Origin of the sequence: Citrobacter sp. Cb028, from assembly GCF_030336705.1 — a bacterium.
Lineage (GTDB): Bacteria > Pseudomonadota > Gammaproteobacteria > Enterobacterales > Enterobacteriaceae > Citrobacter > Citrobacter braakii.
Window position 1 is genome coordinate 541,565 of the sequence record NZ_JAOWCZ010000034.1, and the last position, 16,730, is coordinate 558,294.

Annotated in this window: 17 protein-coding genes; 11 read left to right on the forward strand and 6 right to left on the reverse strand. The window is 51.3% G+C overall.

The genetic code is table 11. From position 1 onward, the window contains the following. Window positions 1-31: 31 nt before the first annotated feature. The 6 genes from OGV75_RS12065 to glmS are packed head-to-tail and all read right to left on the reverse strand — an operon-like array spanning window position 32 to window position 6,262. The gene (locus OGV75_RS12065) at window positions 32-349 is read right to left on the reverse strand and encodes a DUF4387 domain-containing protein (protein WP_016152303.1); all 318 of its coding nucleotides are present in this window, start codon (window positions 347-349) and stop codon (window positions 32-34) included. After that, complete coding sequence (locus OGV75_RS12070) at window positions 346-1,716, reverse strand: acyclic terpene utilization AtuA family protein (protein WP_016156013.1); 1,371 nt, start codon at window positions 1,714-1,716, stop codon at window positions 346-348. The genes OGV75_RS12065 and OGV75_RS12070 overlap by 4 nt, the downstream gene beginning before the upstream one ends. 3 nt (window positions 1,717-1,719) lie before the next feature. Next, window positions 1,720-2,961, reverse strand: coding sequence for a methylaspartate ammonia-lyase (locus tag OGV75_RS12075; RefSeq protein WP_016152305.1), 1,242 nt, complete (start codon window positions 2,959-2,961; stop codon window positions 1,720-1,722). Then, entirely contained in the window at window positions 2,961-4,406 is a 1,446-nt protein-coding gene (locus OGV75_RS12080; RefSeq protein ID WP_016156014.1) for a methylaspartate mutase subunit E, read from the reverse strand. The genes OGV75_RS12075 and OGV75_RS12080 overlap by 1 nt, the downstream gene beginning before the upstream one ends. 18 nt (window positions 4,407-4,424) lie before the next feature. Further along, on the reverse strand, window positions 4,425-5,813 hold the full coding sequence (glmL, locus tag OGV75_RS12085) for a methylaspartate mutase accessory protein GlmL (RefSeq protein ID WP_016156015.1): 1,389 nt from the start codon (window positions 5,811-5,813) through the stop codon (window positions 4,425-4,427). Then, window positions 5,813-6,262, reverse strand: coding sequence for a methylaspartate mutase subunit S (glmS, locus tag OGV75_RS12090; RefSeq protein WP_016152308.1), 450 nt, complete (start codon window positions 6,260-6,262; stop codon window positions 5,813-5,815). The genes glmL and glmS overlap by 1 nt, the downstream gene beginning before the upstream one ends. Window positions 6,263-7,480: 1,218 nt before the next feature. On the opposite strand from glmS, the gene cydA reads away from it, so the two are divergent. The 11 genes from cydA (at window position 7,481) to cpoB (ending at window position 16,573) form a co-directional block, all read left to right on the forward strand. Continuing rightward, the gene (cydA, locus tag OGV75_RS12095) at window positions 7,481-9,049 is read left to right on the forward strand and encodes a cytochrome ubiquinol oxidase subunit I (protein ID WP_016152309.1); all 1,569 of its coding nucleotides are present in this window, start codon (window positions 7,481-7,483) and stop codon (window positions 9,047-9,049) included. A gap of 15 nt (window positions 9,050-9,064) precedes the next feature. Next, the gene (gene cydB, locus OGV75_RS12100) at window positions 9,065-10,204 is read left to right on the forward strand and encodes a cytochrome d ubiquinol oxidase subunit II (protein WP_016152310.1); all 1,140 of its coding nucleotides are present in this window, start codon (window positions 9,065-9,067) and stop codon (window positions 10,202-10,204) included. A 14-nt stretch (window positions 10,205-10,218) separates the two neighbouring features. Further along, window positions 10,219-10,332, forward strand: coding sequence for a cytochrome bd-I oxidase subunit CydX (cydX, locus tag OGV75_RS12105; RefSeq protein WP_003022970.1), 114 nt, complete (start codon window positions 10,219-10,221; stop codon window positions 10,330-10,332). Next, window positions 10,332-10,625, forward strand: coding sequence for a cyd operon protein YbgE (ybgE, locus tag OGV75_RS12110; protein ID WP_016152311.1), 294 nt, complete (start codon window positions 10,332-10,334; stop codon window positions 10,623-10,625). The genes cydX and ybgE overlap by 1 nt, the downstream gene beginning before the upstream one ends. A gap of 330 nt (window positions 10,626-10,955) precedes the next feature. Next, complete coding sequence (gene ybgC, locus OGV75_RS12115; RefSeq protein ID WP_003831439.1) at window positions 10,956-11,360, forward strand: tol-pal system-associated acyl-CoA thioesterase; 405 nt, start codon at window positions 10,956-10,958, stop codon at window positions 11,358-11,360. After that, window positions 11,357-12,049, forward strand: coding sequence for a Tol-Pal system protein TolQ (gene tolQ, locus OGV75_RS12120; protein ID WP_016152312.1), 693 nt, complete (start codon window positions 11,357-11,359; stop codon window positions 12,047-12,049). The genes ybgC and tolQ overlap by 4 nt, the downstream gene beginning before the upstream one ends. A 3-nt stretch (window positions 12,050-12,052) precedes the next feature. Beyond that, window positions 12,053-12,481, forward strand: a complete 429-nt coding sequence (gene tolR, locus OGV75_RS12125) for a colicin uptake protein TolR (protein ID WP_003022978.1) — start codon at window positions 12,053-12,055, stop codon at window positions 12,479-12,481. A 64-nt stretch (window positions 12,482-12,545) separates the two neighbouring features. Beyond that, the gene (tolA, locus tag OGV75_RS12130) at window positions 12,546-13,802 is read left to right on the forward strand and encodes a cell envelope integrity protein TolA (RefSeq protein ID WP_016152313.1); all 1,257 of its coding nucleotides are present in this window, start codon (window positions 12,546-12,548) and stop codon (window positions 13,800-13,802) included. Window positions 13,803-13,929: 127 nt separating this feature from the next. Continuing rightward, on the forward strand, window positions 13,930-15,222 hold the full coding sequence (tolB, locus tag OGV75_RS12135) for a Tol-Pal system beta propeller repeat protein TolB (RefSeq protein ID WP_003022981.1): 1,293 nt from the start codon (window positions 13,930-13,932) through the stop codon (window positions 15,220-15,222). 34 nt (window positions 15,223-15,256) lie between these two features. Further along, window positions 15,257-15,775, forward strand: a complete 519-nt coding sequence (gene pal, locus OGV75_RS12140) for a peptidoglycan-associated lipoprotein Pal (protein WP_003022983.1) — start codon at window positions 15,257-15,259, stop codon at window positions 15,773-15,775. Between the two features lie 9 nt (window positions 15,776-15,784). After that, window positions 15,785-16,573 (forward strand): cell division protein CpoB, encoded by a 789-nt coding sequence (gene cpoB, locus OGV75_RS12145; protein WP_016156016.1) that lies wholly within the window; start codon window positions 15,785-15,787, stop codon window positions 16,571-16,573. Window positions 16,574-16,730 lie beyond the last annotated feature (157 nt).

The window sequence follows — 16,730 nt, forward strand, 5'->3', positions numbered from 1 at the left end:
TGTGCTCCAATGGTTGTTATTGTGTTTTTTGTTACAAGTCGAACTCAATACTTAATAATGGAGCGTGTTGCTGAGCACCATAAACATCATTATCACCGACGTTGCCGGAAATAATATCGCGCGGCATGACGATTTTTACGGCATTCGCCGGATCGAACCACACGATATTGTGAATGAAGTCAGGTTCAACATTATATAAACTGGCAATGAGCTGCGGCGTTAATTGCTCGCAGGCTTTTACCCGCTGATAGTCTTCCCTGGTTTTAAATAAAATATCTAAAACCAGTTCGTACGGTCCGGCGTTTTTGGAGCGAATAACCTGCGCCAGTGAACAAATTGAGTGTTTCATGCCTGAACTCCTTCTGGCGTCACCTGTTCAATGTGGAAATCAAATCGCAGCGCATCGCTCGCTTCAATCAGGTGATAGATCGAGAACTCATACACCGGTCCACTTTGAATATCAGATGGCGAGAACGGGAAGGCGAGGTTGCCCGCAGTCGCAATGCGATTTTCATAGCCGTAGTGCAGCAGGGTAGAGCGTACCAGCGAGCAAACGCTGTTGGCGATATCCTGCGTCGGCGCAACGACATCCAGTAAAATCCCCAGCTCATGACCGGCGGTTTTCATCGGTTCATGGTTGCCCATCACACCGTTCTTACCATACAGGTGGAACGTCATGCGGATACTGTCGTCATTCAGTGAGAGGTTACGCGCCACGCTTGCCTGTACCTCTTCGAGAATGGTGTCAATCCCGGCAATCATAATTGGGTCGCGCGTTCCGGCGATGGTCAGGCAACGGAAGCCAACCTGACGCGCGCCTTCCAGTTTCAACGCATACGGTGTTTCTTCATGACGTGAACCACTGACATACACTTCGCCCTCGTTAACCTGGGTAAAGGTGCACGCTTTCAGGTTCAGCACGCCGCCTGGTCCTGGCAGGAAGTACGGATCGGACTTCTCATACAGGGTGTGCGCCGCAGCGGAAGTTTCAGTGAACTTACGCTTGGGATTGAACGCCTTCAGCGTAAAGCCGTTGTCATCAATGATCCCCATCGCACAATCTGAGCCGGAGCCAGGGGTGGCGGCAATGGCAGCACACTCAAGGATCTTCCCGCAATGAAGTGCCAGACCTTCATCAAAGCCCTGCATTATTGGCAGCGCGGCGAAGCAGGCCGGATCGTAGGCACGTCCGCCCAGAACCACCTGCGCGCCAGCTTCGAGCGCACGCTGAAAAGGCTCGACGCCCATCTGCGCGACAATGTAGGTGCTCTCTTCAATTGCATCGTGAGTCAGTTCAGGCACAAAATCGAGCGCGGTGATTTTGCCGTTATCCAGCGCCTGATGAACGATTTCTTTGTCGACATCAGACGGGATTAACGCCATTGAGAAGGACAGTTTTTCTTCCTGTGCGATCTCATGGATTATCTGGCGACACCACTCCAGATGCGGAGCTGCGCCAGAACCACCAGCCGTGCCGATCACTACCGGGATGTTGTTCTTCACGCCTGCCACGATCATATAGCGCAGATCGCGTTTCACACCGGCCCGGTCGGTAAAGGGTTTACCCGCCCCCAGATAGTGGGGGCCTGGATCGGAGGAACCTGCGTCAACAGCAATAAGATCCGGTGACTCTTCCATGGCTTTACGAAAACTTTCTTCCGGGAAGCCATAACCCAGGATAGCCGTAGGCGATAAGATCTTAAATGTGCGTGCCATCTCTTAATCCTTAGTTTGCAACAGCGCGATGGTGCGGTTCATTTCGTTAAACACGATGTTGAGACCTTCATCGAAACCCATACCCGGCTTGATCAGCATGCGCATTGGACGCGCAGCCAGCGCGACGTGTACGCAGGTACGCGCACTGATTTCCGTTTCGTTACAGGTACCGCCCTGATAGGCTTCCATTCCGTGTTTGTTGCAATACAGCACCGCATCGACGATGTTGTGAATACCGCCCAGATCCGGGGTCTTGATCTGCACCATGTGGCAACTGCCTGCGTCGGTGAAGTCCACGATATCCTGATAGGTGTTACACCATTCATCCGCAACAATTTTCACGCCGGAACCCAGACGGGTAAGCTCCTGAGTGATCTCGGTGAGCATGCGGATCTGATCCGGCTTGTTACCGGCATCTACCGGGCCTTCAATGTACAGCGGCAGGCCTTGAGCTTCGGCTTCCAGGCTGGCGATGTATTCGGCGCAACGCACCGGATCCATATCGAAGATCAGACCGATGGTGCCGTAGACATCAATATGCAGCGTCGGGTGATAGGTTTCGTTGGTGCGCAGGCTCAGAATGCGGTTAGACAACCAGCGGACGTACTCACGCAGTTTTTCGCCTTTGAAGCCCAGCTTCTCTTCTACGTTATTGATCAGCGCATGCGGCAGGACGTCCACACCTTTGAGGATCATCTTGTCGACGGCGATATAACGGTCGTCGCCGCTCTGGCCAAATAATGGAATGGCTTCCGGGACGCACGGCAGTTGCCATTCATCACAAACCACTTCTGCTTTCAGACGACCGGTAGCCAGTGCCGCCGCGTCGAGCAGCGCCTGAGACAGACCATAACGTACGGCGGTATGCAGCAGATGGCCGTCAATACGCAGTTCGTCAAAGAAACGGGCGTTGGTCAGGAACGAATCAACGTCGCGGCCTTCCAGCAGCGGTTTGATGTGATCGTTAAGGAACGGAATGAAGTTTTCAGCCAGGAACAGCGGATCGCGTCCACCTGCACCTGAATATTGCACCGCTGCACAATCGCCCACTGCTACTGCGCCGTTTTCCAGAATCAGCTGTACGGATACGCATTCACCCGCCTGACGAACAGACGTAAATCCAGGCGTTACCGGAGCGCCGGTATAGATAAACCCGTCATGACCGGCGCCGTTTTTGATGGCCTGCTGATCGTCAAAATAAAATGAGGAGTAGCCAGCTGTGAAAAGGGCCTGTTTAATTTTCATTATGGTCTTCCTATTAATTTACTGTGGGATACGGCGTTGATGTCATCAATGACCATCTGGAAAGAAGGCTTGCGGCCTTCGAAATGCGCGCGCTCTGCGACGTAGTCATGGTGCAGGGCGAGAATGTCTTTCGGCAGCGGAACGGCACCGGCTTCGAGAATACGGATGGCGCCTGTGTTATCGCGAACAGGCAGGATCTTACCGGCGTTACAGGCGGCAGGCGCGAAAGGTACATCCAGTACGCCTGCTTCAAAGGCCAGCACTGTACCGCGCGCAATGTCGCCATTGCCCAGTTCGAAGACTTTCTTCAGCACCGCGCGGACTTCGCTCTTAATCAGATCAACTTCCTGCTCCACGGCAGCGCACTGCGGGAATTTCTGGTCGCTGACCATGTTGAGCATCTGGCGCGAAGCTTTCAGACCCTGGGCGTTCGCTGCCGCCGTTGGGATACCGAACGCTTCGTGCGGGCTTTTGGTGATCACTTTGGTGGCACCTGACATACCGGCAACCGCTGCGCCCCAGGCGATAACGGAGAAGGCTTTTGCTTCATCTTCCGGGAATCCGCCCATCCACTGGTGGAAAACGGTACTCAGTTCGTAATCGTCGAAGCCGTGGTTATGGAAATATTCGTGGGAAAGTTCGCGCAGCGCCTGAATCGCTGCAATATCCTGCGTTAGGCTACCGACCTGGCCGTAGCCAACGGTAATTGACTTGACGCCTTGTTCCAGAGCCAACAGACCTTCGATAATCGCCACCGAGTGGGACATAAACGGCGGGATCAGGGTGCCGGTCAGTGGGCCAAACGGTTCACGGTTGATACGAATACCGTTCTCTTCGTACAGGCCCATCAGGCGGTCGCAGTACTGCCAGTCGCGGATGGATTTTTCCAGAGTGACACGTTTAGCGTAAGGAATGTTGTAGGAGATGCCGCCGCCTTCGTAGCTGGTAAAGCCACTGGCCATGGCGATTTCTGCCAGCAGGCGCGCATCCGGCGTGCCGTGACGAACCTGGATCGGTTTTTCCAGCGCTTCAGTCATACGACGGCAGGCAGCAACCCCGTGATTGACGACCGGTAAACCATTCAGCTTGGAAGTACCTGCTTCGATAGATTTCTGGATCCCGACGGCGGCTTCTTCATAGCGGTTCAGACGGGTATAGGCATCGATCGTACTCGGCAGGAGGTCGCACTCTTCCTGCAATGTTTTGAGCAGCGCAATATGCTCATCCATTAATGCTACGCCTGCGCGCGGCTGGCTCAGGGTTTTCCCTTCCTGATCGGCCTTCAGCAGAGCAAGGGAGAAGCGCTTTTTATCCGGAATTGATTGCTGGTACTTCACGCCATCTTCGAAGTTCTCAACGTCTTTGCCGGTTTCCCAGGTTTGTAATACCTGATGCCTTTCGGTCATGAATTCGTCATGGGTCAATTTTTTATTTCGAAGTTCCATTCGTAGCTGCCTTAAGTTTTATAGGGTTAAACACTGAATGCTGGTGCGAGCAGCGGCTTGCGGGTACAGCCTGGCGACGTTTGCCAGTAGCGGGAGCAGGCCATTTGAATCGCGGTAATACTCAAACTGATTCGGTAACAAAATTCTTTTACCCTGGTCGTCCAGCTCCCGGTATTTGAGCCAGTTATGGATATCGAACTGGCTGGCGCGAGAGAGCCATCCCCCTGAACCGACGACTTTGCGTACGGTGGTGAGATCGCGACCCATCTGTAAATCCACGTTACCCACGCAGGTGCAAACCTGCTTTTTAGTGCCCGCGTGGCGCTCAGCGGCATAGCCCACGCACAAACCTGCCAGCAGGGTGTCGAAATATTTCTCCTCCTCGCTGAGCGGCAGGTAATCCGGTTGCCCAACCAGATGACGCAGGTAGCGGTAAAATGCTTCCTCGCGCTGCGGTTGTTGGGCGAAGATGACTTTCACCATATCCTGCGTGCTTTCTCCCACCACGACGGCGGAAACGCGCATTCCCAGGTCGCCTTCAACGGTACGTTTGACGAACGGTTCAGGAACACCATGCAGGACGGTATCGGGGGAGAGGGTATTCGCGCTGGCCGAATAGACATCCGTGGTGGCTCCGCCCATATCAATCAGCATGAATTCCTTCCATGCGCTGTCGTAATCGCTAATGGCTTTGACTAACTCATATACCGTCCATGGCGTCGGCATTGGCTCTTCGCCGGTTTCGCCGACGATGACGTCCAAACCTTTACCTTTGACAATGCGTGACAAGAACACATCGCAAATCGCCTGGCGCGCGGCAAACGGATTCGGGTGATCGAGATCAGGCAGAATGTTGTCTACCGTGGTCAGATCTTTATGTCCCAGAATCGTTTGTATTTCGTCCTGAATGTCCCGATTTCCAGCGTAGATAATGGCGCAATCAAGCGTTGAGCCTGCCAGCGCGTGCGCATTCGCCAGGCCGTAGCTTTCTTCGCCACCGTCTGTACCGCCGGTAAACAACAGAATGTCTGGCGGTGATGATTCCAGCTCCTGGATGTCATGCCGGTTCAGTTTGTACGAATAATATTGCGCGATTTTCGCTCCTGCCGAATGGGCGGTAACTTTTGCTGATTCCAGCGTAATGGAAGGCACCAGCCCCATTGCTGCAACGGCGAGTCCACCTTTGGCCGAGGAGGAGTATTTCAACTGCACTTCACCACTTTTCAGTAACGGGCGAGCATCGGCAACGTTCAGCACCTGATTCAGGCTGGCAAAAAAACCGTCTGCCAGATGATGTGTGGTGGTTGGGGTCAGGACATGGTTTACCAGGGTTAATTCCTCGCCTTCATGGGCGAAGAGGGCAGCCTTGGTCCATGTCGAGCCGATATCGACAGAAACTGTTTGCATCAGATAGCCTCTTCCAGGCAACGCTGCTCGAGGCCATTGTGTTGGCGAATATCATTGGTGATAAGCGCGCAGACATCTTCCAGGTCGTGGCTCGGTGCGAAGACGCGGTTAAAACCCATCTCCTTAAACTTCACTTCCACATCGCCGAAGTCATGTTTACCAACTACCAGGTTGCCACCGACGTACAGCAGAATGTCGCCGAGGCCGCGTTCGATGCAGCGTTCACGTAACCCGAGGCAGTCAATGTCGCCATGACCGTAGATAGAGGACACCACGATGGCATCGGCGCCTGTTTCAATCGCGGCATCAATATATTCATCCTGGCTCACCATCACCCCGAGGTTGATTACGTGAAAATCATGAGCAGTAAAAACGCGATCCAGAACTTTATTACCTACTGCATGGCAGTCAGCACCGATGACGCCAATAACAAGTGTAGATTTCTTCATGGGTAATCCTCTGTAGGGCTGATGGTCAATAAGTGAAAATTATTTTCTAATATTTAGAACATGGTTTGTGACAACCTCTTAATAGGGTCGGAGTTTCTGTGTAAGCGGAAAAGGAAGCAATTGATCTATTTTCAAAATATCCTGCGCAAAATGATTGTTATATTTTTTATTAATAAAAACCCTTGTTTATCAGGTAGTTGAATGTTGTTTTTGCGGGTTTTTTTAATTTACCAGGAAAATGAAGAATAAATGACTTGCCATGTTTGTGATCGAAATCTTATTTTGTTGTGCGCCTCATTTATGCGTCATTTTTTATAATTTAAAAAATTACCTTTACTAAATAACTTGTGAACGGGATAACGGTTTTTTATTGTTTAATCTTATATGACATAATTATATTTTGTTAAATTTAAGATAAAAATGATAATGAATTGTTTGTGGCATATTTAAACGTTGCCACATAAGAGAAAAAGAGAAGTGAGTGATAACTTTCAGTGATGCTTTAAGCGAAACGCCTGCGCTGTGCTGAGGAACGTCAAACCCAATGCGTCTGTCAATGAGGGACGCTTTCGCTTCCATTTGAGATAGTTACATCTTGGTGTTAATTATAAGTAAAATTTAAATGAATAATTTGTGTGAAATAACAATTTCATGACTTGCTAAACAAAAAACTGTGAGCTACCCAGCAATAGTGACTCTTTATCTGCTGGCAATTTTGTCAGTCGGGCGGGTTAAAAGATCGTGTAGATTTAAATAAATATCCTATCATTTGTAGTAACGGCAATTACTCATTGAAAAACATACCGTTAACATGGCGTTCACTAGTCGCCTGACTGTTAAACACTATTAACATTAAATTTGAAAATTGATTTAAATCAATGTTTAAAACTTGGTAAACAGCCTCAAAAGAGGTTAAATTGCTGCAGATCAAATTGGTCTGAAAGTGATAAATTAGCTATAAATTGATCACTATCGAAAAATGCAAATTTACCTCGATAAAAACCTGTTTATTGTAAGGATTTTACGGCGTAATATAATTGCGGGATCAATTTGAGTGTTTTATTAACATGTTTGTAACCTTTCATCATTGTCCTTTCTTCAAATGAGAAGAAAGAGCAGCGGCGGAGGGAAGCAGATAAATTTGTATTGGGGCATGCGTGTGACCCTTTCTAACGGGGTTCACTCTCGGAGTCTTCATGCGATGAGCAAGGAGTCATGATGTTAGATATAGTCGAACTGTCGCGCTTACAGTTTGCCTTGACCGCGATGTACCACTTCCTGTTTGTGCCACTGACGCTAGGTATGGCGTTCTTGCTGGCCATCATGGAAACGGTCTACGTCCTTTCCGGCAAACAGATTTATAAAGATATGACCAAGTTCTGGGGCAAGTTGTTTGGTATCAACTTCGCTCTGGGTGTGGCAACCGGTCTGACCATGGAATTCCAGTTCGGGACTAACTGGTCTTACTACTCCCACTATGTAGGGGATATTTTCGGTGCGCCGCTGGCGATCGAAGGTTTGATGGCCTTCTTCCTCGAATCCACCTTTGTAGGTCTGTTCTTCTTCGGCTGGGACCGTTTGGGTAAAGTCCAGCATATGTGCGTCACCTGGCTGGTGGCCCTGGGTTCTAACCTGTCCGCACTGTGGATTCTGGTTGCGAACGGCTGGATGCAAAACCCAATCGCCGCGGATTTCAACTTTGAAACCATGCGCATGGAGATGCTGAGCTTCTCTGAACTGGTGCTCAACCCGGTAGCACAGGTGAAATTTGTTCACACTGTGGCATCTGGTTATGTCTGTGGCGCGATGTTCGTTCTGGGGATCAGCTCCTACTATATGCTGCGTGGTCGTGACTTCGCGTTTGCTAAACGTTCTTTTGCAATCGCCGCCAGCTTTGGTATGGCTGCTATTCTGTCTGTTATCGTTCTGGGTGATGAATCCGGTTACGAAATGGGCGACGTGCAGAAAACCAAACTCGCTGCTATTGAAGCGGAATGGGAAACGCAGCCTGCACCGGCTTCCTTTACCCTGTTCGGTATTCCGGACCAGGATGCGCAGGAAAACCATTTTGCGATTCAAATTCCTTATGCGCTGGGCATCATTGCCACCCGCTCTGTTGATACACCGGTCATTGGTCTGAAAGACCTGATGGTGCAGCACGAAGAGCGCATCCGTAACGGGATGAAAGCGTATCAACTGCTGGAAGAACTGCGTGCAGGAACTACCGATCAGGCCGTTCGCGACCAGTTCAACAGCATGAAGAAAGACCTGGGTTATGGTCTGCTGCTGAAACGCTATACGGATAACGTCACCGACGCGACCGAAGCGCAAATTCAGCAGGCAACGAAAGATTCTATTCCTCGCGTTGCGCCGCTGTACTTCGCTTTCCGTATTATGGTGGCGTGCGGCATTCTGATGCTGGCAATCATCGCAGTGTCCTTCTGGACCGTGATTCGTAACCGTATCGGTGAGAAAAAATGGCTGCTGCGCACCGCGCTGTATGCGATTCCTCTGCCGTGGATTGCCATTGAATCCGGTTGGTTTGTTGCAGAGTACGGCCGCCAACCGTGGGCGATTGGTGAAGTGTTACCAACAGCCGTAGCGAACTCTTCGCTGACCGCTGGCGACCTCATCTTCTCGATGCTGTTGATTTGCGGCCTGTATACCCTGTTCCTGGTGGCTGAACTGTATCTGATGTTCAAGTTCGCACGCCTTGGGCCGAGTAGCCTGAAAACCGGTCGTTATCACTACGAGCAGTCCACTGTGACTTCTCAGCCGGCACGCTAAGACAGGAGTCGTCAAATGATCGATTATGAAGTATTGCGTTTTATCTGGTGGCTGCTGGTTGGCATTCTGCTGATTGGTTTCGCGGTCACTGATGGCTTCGACATGGGGGTGGGCATGCTCACCCGTTTCCTCGGTCGTAATGATACCGAGCGTCGAATTATGATTAACTCCATCGCCCCGCACTGGGACGGTAACCAGGTTTGGCTCATCACCGCGGGTGGCGCACTGTTCGCTGCTTGGCCGATGGTGTATGCCGCTGCGTTCTCCGGTTTCTATGTGGCGATGATCCTGGTACTGGCGTCTTTGTTCTTCCGTCCGGTCGGTTTTGATTACCGCTCCAAGATTGAAGACATGCGCTGGCGCAACATGTGGGACTGGGGCATCTTCATTGGTAGCTTCGTTCCACCGCTGGTTATTGGCGTGGCGTTCGGCAACCTGCTGCAAGGGGTTCCGTTCCACGTAGACGACTACATGCGTTTGTACTACACCGGTAACTTCTTCCAGTTGCTGAATCCGTTTGGTCTGCTGGCGGGTGTCGTGAGTGTTGGGATGATCATCACCCAGGGCGCGACCTATCTGCAGATGCGTACGGTAGGTGAACTGCATCTGCGTGCGCGTGCAACGTCGCAGGTTGCGGCACTGGTCACTATGGTCTGCTTCGCGCTGGCTGGTGTGTGGGTGATTTACGGTATTGACGGTTATGTTGTGACCTCAGCACTGGATCATCATGCCGCCTCTAACCCGCTGACCAAAGAAGTGGCTCGCGTGGCTGGCGCATGGATGGTGAACTTTAACAATGCACCTATCCTGTGGCTGGTTCCTGCACTGGGCGTGGTTCTGCCGCTGTTGACCATCCTGACTTCTCGTATGGAGAAAGGGGCATGGGCGTTCGTCTTCTCTTCACTGACGTTAGCCTGCATCATCCTGACGGCTGGTATCGCAATGTTCCCGTTTGTGATGCCATCCAGCACCATGATGAACGCAAGTCTGACCATGTGGGATGCAACGTCCAGCCAGCTGACGCTGAATCTGATGACGTATGTAGCTTGTGTGTTCGTTCCGATCATTCTGCTGTACACCGGCTGGTGTTACTGGAAGATGTTCGGTCGCATCACCAAAGAAGATATTGAAAGCAACACCCACTCTCTGTACTAAGTAAGGAGCTTAAAATGTGGTATTTCGCATGGATTTTGGGAACGCTTCTTGCCTGTGCATTTGGGATAATCACAGCGCTGGCGCTTGAGCACGTTGAATCAGGCAAAGCCGGACAAGAAGATAGCTGATGACCAACATTATCGCGATGCAGTATAACGCGATGGACAAGCGCCCCTTGCGGGCGCTTTCCTTTGTGCTGGCAATCGTGTTGGCTGGCTGCATATTCTGGGATCCGTCACGTTTCGCGGCCAAAACCAGTGAGCTGGAAATCTGGCATGGTCTCCTGCTGATGTGGGCGGTCTGCGCAGGCATCATTCACGGCGTTGGTTTTCGTCCTCGCGCCGTACACTGGCAGGGCATTTTCTGCCCGCTAATCGCAGATATCGTCCTGGTTGTTGGTCTGATTTTCTTCTTCTTTTGAATAAGAAACATCCTTAAATATTTATGGGCTTGCATAAGCCCATAAATTTTTACTCTCCGTTTACTTTCCCCCATTCCAAACCACCATTCCCGCGCGTATAGTAGCGAAGTTTGAAAGCATTAACCTAAGGTTGTGCCCTGGAGTTGTGTGCGGTGGCGACACTGGACCATCAGGACGCAACTTAATTGCATTACCGGGATGTAAAGTGAATACAGCGCGATATACAACGACATTCTTGAAGCATCGCGGCGGCAAGAACGCGAGTCACCAAGCGCTTACAAAGTTAAGCGACCGGTGTGAGTGGGCGAAGCCAACAAAGAGGCAGTAAGAATGAACAAGTATATGTTTCGATGGCCGGTTCGTGTCTACTATGAAGACACCGATGCCGGTGGAGTGGTTTACCACGCCAGCTACGTCGCTTTTTACGAAAGAGCACGCACAGAAATGCTGCGTCATCATCACTTCAGTCAGCAGGTCCTGTTGGCCGAACGTGTAGCCTTTGTGGTGCGCAAGATGACGCTGGAGTATTTTGCGCCTGCCCGGCTCGACGATATGCTCGAAGTCCAAACCGAAATTACGTCAATGCGTGGCACCTCATTGGTTTTCACGCAACGCATTGTCAACGCAGAGAACACCGTGCTGAATGAAGCCGAAGTTCTGATTGTTTGCGTTGATCCACTCAAAATGAAGCCTCGTGCGCTTCCCAAGTCTATTGTCGCGGAGTTTAAGCAGTGACTGACATGAATATCCTTGATTTGTTCCTGAAGGCAAGCCTTCTGGTTAAACTTATCATGTTGATTTTGATTGGTTTCTCAATCGCATCCTGGGCCATTATTATCCAGCGGACCCGTATTCTTAATGCGGCTTCACGTGAAGCCGAAGCATTTGAAGACAAGTTCTGGTCCGGCATTGAATTGTCGCGCCTGTATCAGGAAAGCCAGGGGCGTCGTGATAATCTGGTGGGCTCGGAACAAATTTTCTACAGCGGATTCAAAGAGTTTGCGCGTCTGCATCGGGCGAATAGTCATGCGCCGGAAGCGGTCGTTGAGGGGGCATCCCGTGCGATGCGTATCTCGATGAACCGTGAACTGGAAACGCTGGAAACGCATATTCCATTCCTCGGCACCGTCGGCTCCATCAGCCCGTATATCGGTCTGTTCGGTACCGTTTGGGGGATCATGCACGCATTTATCGCGTTAGGCGCGGTAAAACAGGCAACGCTGCAAATGGTCGCACCGGGTATCGCGGAGGCGTTGATTGCAACGGCTATCGGTCTGTTTGCGGCAATCCCGGCGGTTATGGCTTACAACCGACTGAATCAGCGCGTGAACAAGCTGGAACTGAATTACGACAACTTTATGGAAGAGTTCACCGCGATTCTGCACCGCCAGGCGTTTACCGTTAGCGAGAGCAACAAGGGGTAAGCCATGGCCAGAACGCGTGGACGAGGTCGTCGCGAACTCAAGTCCGAAATCAATATTGTACCGCTGCTCGACGTACTACTGGTGCTGTTGCTGATCTTTATGGCAACCGCGCCGATTATTACGCAGAGTGTGGAAGTCGACCTGCCGGATGCGACCGAATCGCAAGCTGTCAGCAGTAACGACGAACCGCCGGTCATTATTGAAGTTTCCGGGATAGGGCAATACAGCGTGGTCGTTGAGAAAGATCGTATGGATCAACTGCCGCCGGAGCAGGTTATCGCGGAAGCGAAAAGTCGCCTGCAGACCAATCCGAAAACGGTCTTTTTAATCGGTGGTGCGAAAGACGTGCCTTATGATGAAATAATTAAAGCGCTGAACTTGTTACACAGTGCAGGCGTAAAATCGGTTGGCTTGATGACGCAGCCAATCTGATGACTGCGTTTTGCTGGCTTGAAAGATAGCGCGTAACAGGCGAACAGTTTTTTGGGAACCGAGAGTGTCAAAGGCAACCGAACAAAACGACAAGCTCAAAAGGGCGATAATTATTTCAGCGGTGCTGCATGTCATTTTATTTGCAGCGCTGATCTGGAGTTCGTTCGATGAGCACATTGATGCTTCAGCCGGCGGCGGTGGCGGTTCGTCCATCGACGCCGTTATGGTCGATCCTGGCGCCGTTGTGCAACAGTACGACAGGCAACAGCAACAGCAGGCAAGTGCTAAACGTGCAGAAGAGCAGCGTGAAAAACAGGCGCAGCAGCAAGCTGAGGAACTTCGCGAGAAGCAGGCGGCCGAGCAAGAGCGACTGAAGCAACTTGAAAAAGAACGTTTAGCCGCGCAGGAAAAAGTGCGCGAACAGGCGGAACAGCAGAAACAGGCCGAAGCCGCCGCCGCGAAAGCGCAAGAGCAACAGAAACAGGCTGAAGAAGCTGCGGCGAAGGCTGCTGCAGACGCGAAGGCCAAAGCTGATGCTCAGGCGAAACAAGCGGCAGATGCCGCGAAGAAAGCCGCTGCAGACGCACAGAAAAAAGCAGAGGCTGAAGCCGCTAAAGCCGCCGCTGATGCGAAGAAAATTGCCGAAGCACAAGCTGCTAAGGCTGCCGCAGACGCCGCGAAGAAAGCTCAGGCTGAAGCCGCTAAGCAAGCAGCAGCCGAGAAAGCTGCTGCAGAGAAAGCAGAAAAAGCCGCTGCCGCGAAAGCTGCCGCTGCTGAAAAGGCTGCGGCTGATAAGAAAGCCGCAGCGGAAAAAGCAGCAGCAGATAAAAAAGCTGCAGCCGAGAAAGCCGCTGCCGATAAGAAAGCTGCGGCAGATAAAGCGGCGGCTGCGAAAAAGGCTGCGGCCGAAAAAGCAGCTGCAGCCTCTGGCGTTGACGACTTGTTAGGCGACTTAAGCTCCGGTAAGAATGCACCGAAATCGGGTGGTGGAGCGAAAGGAAACGGTCAACCGGCGAAAGATAGTGGTACAAGTGGTGCAAATGGCGGTGCATCTGGCGCTGATATCAGTGCTTACGCATCTCAAATTCGTAATGCGATCCAGAGCCGTCTGTATGGTGCCGATTTGTATGCGGGTAAATCTTGCGTATTACATATCAAGTTAGCACCCGATGGTCTGTTACTGGATGTGACCGAAGAGGGCGGAGATCCGGCATTGTGCCAGGCTGCGCTGACGGCTGCGAAAACAGCCAGAATTCCTAAACCGCCTAGCCAGGCTGTTTATGAAAAAGTAAAAGATGCCAAGCTGGACTTTAAACTGTAATAACGTCCCTGAGAATTCAGGGGAAACGGTCTAAGGTTGAGACAGCGTTCTGGTAGTTTTGTGTATTTGAGTTTGTTAACATTCTGCTAAATTATCGTGGGCTTTCCGTCCAGATAAGGGAGATATGATGAAGCAGGCATTACGAGTAGCATTTGGTTTTCTGATGCTGTGGGCAGCGGTGCTGCACGCAGAAGTACGTATCGAGATCACCCAGGGGGTGGACTCGGCACGCCCGATTGGTGTTGTCCCATTCCAGTGGGCAGGGCCGGGTGCTGCACCTGAAGATATCGGTGGTATCGTAGGCGCTGACCTGCGTAACAGCGGTAAATTTAATCCGTTAGACCGTTCTCGCCTGCCACAGCAGCCGGGTACCGCACAGGAAGTTCAACCTGCCGCATGGTCTGCGCTGGGTATTGATGCCGTGGTAGTAGGTCAGGTTACGCCAAATCCGGATGGTTCCTACAGCGTTGCTTATCAACTGGTAGATACCGGTGGCGCACCGGGTACCGTACTGGCACAGAACACCTATAAAGTGAACAAGCAGTGGTTGCGTTACGCGGGCCATACTGCAAGTGACGAAGTGTTTGAAAAACTGACCGGTATTAAAGGTGCATTCCGTACCCGTATCGCTTATGTTGTTCAGACGAACGGCGGCCAGTTCCCATACGAATTACGTGTATCCGACTACGATGGCTACAACCAGTTCGTGGTACACCGTTCTCCGCAGCCGCTGATGTCTCCGGCATGGTCTCCGGACGGTTCAAAGCTGGCATATGTCACTTTCGAAAGCGGTCGTTCTGCGCTGGTTATTCAGACGTTGTCTAATGGCGCGGTTCGTCAGGTAGCGTCGTTCCCACGTCACAACGGTGCACCTGCGTTTTCTCCGGATGGCAGCAAACTGGCGTTTGCCCTGTCTAAAACCGGTAGCCTGAACCTGTATGTCATGGACATTGGTTCCGGTCAGATCCGTCAGGTGACGGATGGTCGCAGCAACAACACGGAACCTACCTGGTTCCCGGACAGCCAAAACCTGGCCTTTACCTCTGACCAGGCCGGTCGTCCGCAGGTATATAAAGTTAACGTCAACGGCGGTGCTCCGCAGCGTATTACCTGGGAAGGTTCGCAAAACCAGGATGCGGATGTGAGCAGCGACGGTAAGTTTATGGTAATGGTAAGCTCAGCCAATGGTCAGCAGCACATTGCCAAACAAGATCTGGTAGCGGGTGGCGTACAAGTCCTGTCGTCAACGTTCCTGGATGAAACGCCAAGTCTGGCACCTAACGGCACTATGGTAATCTACAGCTCTTCTCAGGGGATGGGATCCGTGCTGAATTTGGTTTCTACAGATGGGCGTTTCAAAGCGCGTCTTCCGGCAACTGATGGTCAGGTTAAATTCCCTGCCTGGTCGCCGTATCTGTGATAATAAATAATTGATTAATAAAGGAATCATTGAAATGCAACTGAACAAAGTGCTGAAAGGGCTGATGATTGCTCTGCCTGTTATGGCTATTGCAGCGTGTTCTTCTAACAAGAACGCCAGCAATGACGGCAGCGAAGGCATGCTGGGTGCCGGCACTGGTATGGATGCAAACGGCAGCGGCAACATGTCTTCTGAAGAGCAAGCGCGTCTTCAGATGCAACAGCTGCAGCAGAACAACATCGTTTACTTCGATCTGGACAAGTACGATATCCGTTCTGACTTCGCTGCAATGCTGGATGCTCACGCTAACTTCCTGCGTAGCAACCCGTCTTACAAAGTCACCGTAGAAGGTCATGCGGACGAACGTGGTACTCCTGAGTACAACATCTCCCTGGGTGAGCGTCGTGCGAACGCCGTTAAGATGTACCTGCAGGGTAAAGGCGTTTCTGCTGACCAGATCTCCATCGTTTCTTACGGTAAAGAAAAACCTGCAGTACTGGGTCATGACGAAGCGGCTTACGCCAAAAACCGTCGCGCCGTACTGGTTTACTAAGAGAATTGCATGAGCAGTAACTTCAGACATCACCTGTTGAGTCTGTCGTTACTGGTTGGCATAGCGGCCCCTTGGGCCGCTTTTGCACAGGCGCCAATCAGTAGTGTCGGCTCAGGCTCGGTCGAAGACCGTGTCACTCAACTCGAGCGTATTTCTAACGCTCACAGTCAGCTTTTAACCCAACTCCAGCAACAACTCTCCGATAATCAGTCCGATATCGATTCCCTGCGTGGTCAAATTCAGGAAAATCAATATCAACTGAATCAGGTTGTTGAGCGACAGAAGCAGATATTGCTGCAGATGAATAATCTTGGCAGCGGTAGTGCGCCTGCGGCACAGTCTACAGGTGGCGATCAGAGTGGGGCGGCAACCCCTGCACCTGATGCGGGAGCTGCAGCAACGTCAGGGGCTCCCGTGCAAACTGGCGATGCGAATACCGATTACAATGCAGCGATTGCTCTGGTGCAGGATAAATCCCGCCAGGATGACGCGATTGAAGCATTCCAGAACTTCATCAAAAAGTACCCGGACTCTACTTACCTGCCCAATGCGAATTACTGGCTGGGTCAGTTGAATTACAACAAGGGTAAAAAAGATGATGCTGCGTTCTATTTTGCTTCGGTAGTTAAAAACTTCCCAAAATCACCTAAGGCTGCAGACGCGATGTATAAAGTCGGCGTCATCATGCAGGACAAAGGTGACACAGCAAAAGCTAAAGCGGTTTATCAGCAGGTTATCACTAAATATCCTGGCACTGATGGCGCAAAACAAGCGCAAAAACGCCTTGGCGCGATGTAATGACCACCATGCGACCAGAAATCGTGTTATTTCTGGTCGCGTCGTGTGATTCCTAAGCAGTTGAGTTATTTACATCGAAATTTTTGTTGCGCTAAAATCTGAAATCAGTAATATATGCCGCCGTTGCCAAGGGATATCAAACAGCCCGAAAGCGGCG

What these genes read in the sequence shown, in the direction of transcription:
- cydB (WP_016152310.1), top strand. Translation starts at nt 9,065, where the DNA reads ATGATCGATTATGAAGTATTGCGTTTTATCTGGTGGCTGCTGGTTGGC.
- tolR (WP_003022978.1), top strand. Translation starts at nt 12,053, where the DNA reads ATGGCCAGAACGCGTGGACGAGGTCGTCGCGAACTCAAGTCCGAAATC.
- glmL (WP_016156015.1), bottom strand. Translation starts at nt 5,813, where the DNA reads ATGCAAACAGTTTCTGTCGATATCGGCTCGACATGGACCAAGGCTGCC.
- ybgC (WP_003831439.1), top strand. Translation starts at nt 10,956, where the DNA reads ATGAACAAGTATATGTTTCGATGGCCGGTTCGTGTCTACTATGAAGAC.
- OGV75_RS12065 (WP_016152303.1), bottom strand. Translation starts at nt 349, where the DNA reads ATGAAACACTCAATTTGTTCACTGGCGCAGGTTATTCGCTCCAAAAAC.
- OGV75_RS12070 (WP_016156013.1), bottom strand. Translation starts at nt 1,716, where the DNA reads ATGGCACGCACATTTAAGATCTTATCGCCTACGGCTATCCTGGGTTAT.
- pal (WP_003022983.1), top strand. Translation starts at nt 15,257, where the DNA reads ATGCAACTGAACAAAGTGCTGAAAGGGCTGATGATTGCTCTGCCTGTT.
- OGV75_RS12075 (WP_016152305.1), bottom strand. Translation starts at nt 2,961, where the DNA reads ATGAAAATTAAACAGGCCCTTTTCACAGCTGGCTACTCCTCATTTTAT.
- tolB (WP_003022981.1), top strand. Translation starts at nt 13,930, where the DNA reads ATGAAGCAGGCATTACGAGTAGCATTTGGTTTTCTGATGCTGTGGGCA.
- OGV75_RS12080 (WP_016156014.1), bottom strand. Translation starts at nt 4,406, where the DNA reads ATGGAACTTCGAAATAAAAAATTGACCCATGACGAATTCATGACCGAA.
- ybgE (WP_016152311.1), top strand. Translation starts at nt 10,332, where the DNA reads ATGACCAACATTATCGCGATGCAGTATAACGCGATGGACAAGCGCCCC.
- glmS (WP_016152308.1), bottom strand. Translation starts at nt 6,262, where the DNA reads ATGAAGAAATCTACACTTGTTATTGGCGTCATCGGTGCTGACTGCCAT.
- cpoB (WP_016156016.1), top strand. Translation starts at nt 15,785, where the DNA reads ATGAGCAGTAACTTCAGACATCACCTGTTGAGTCTGTCGTTACTGGTT.
- cydA (WP_016152309.1), top strand. Translation starts at nt 7,481, where the DNA reads ATGTTAGATATAGTCGAACTGTCGCGCTTACAGTTTGCCTTGACCGCG.
- cydX (WP_003022970.1), top strand. Translation starts at nt 10,219, where the DNA reads ATGTGGTATTTCGCATGGATTTTGGGAACGCTTCTTGCCTGTGCATTT.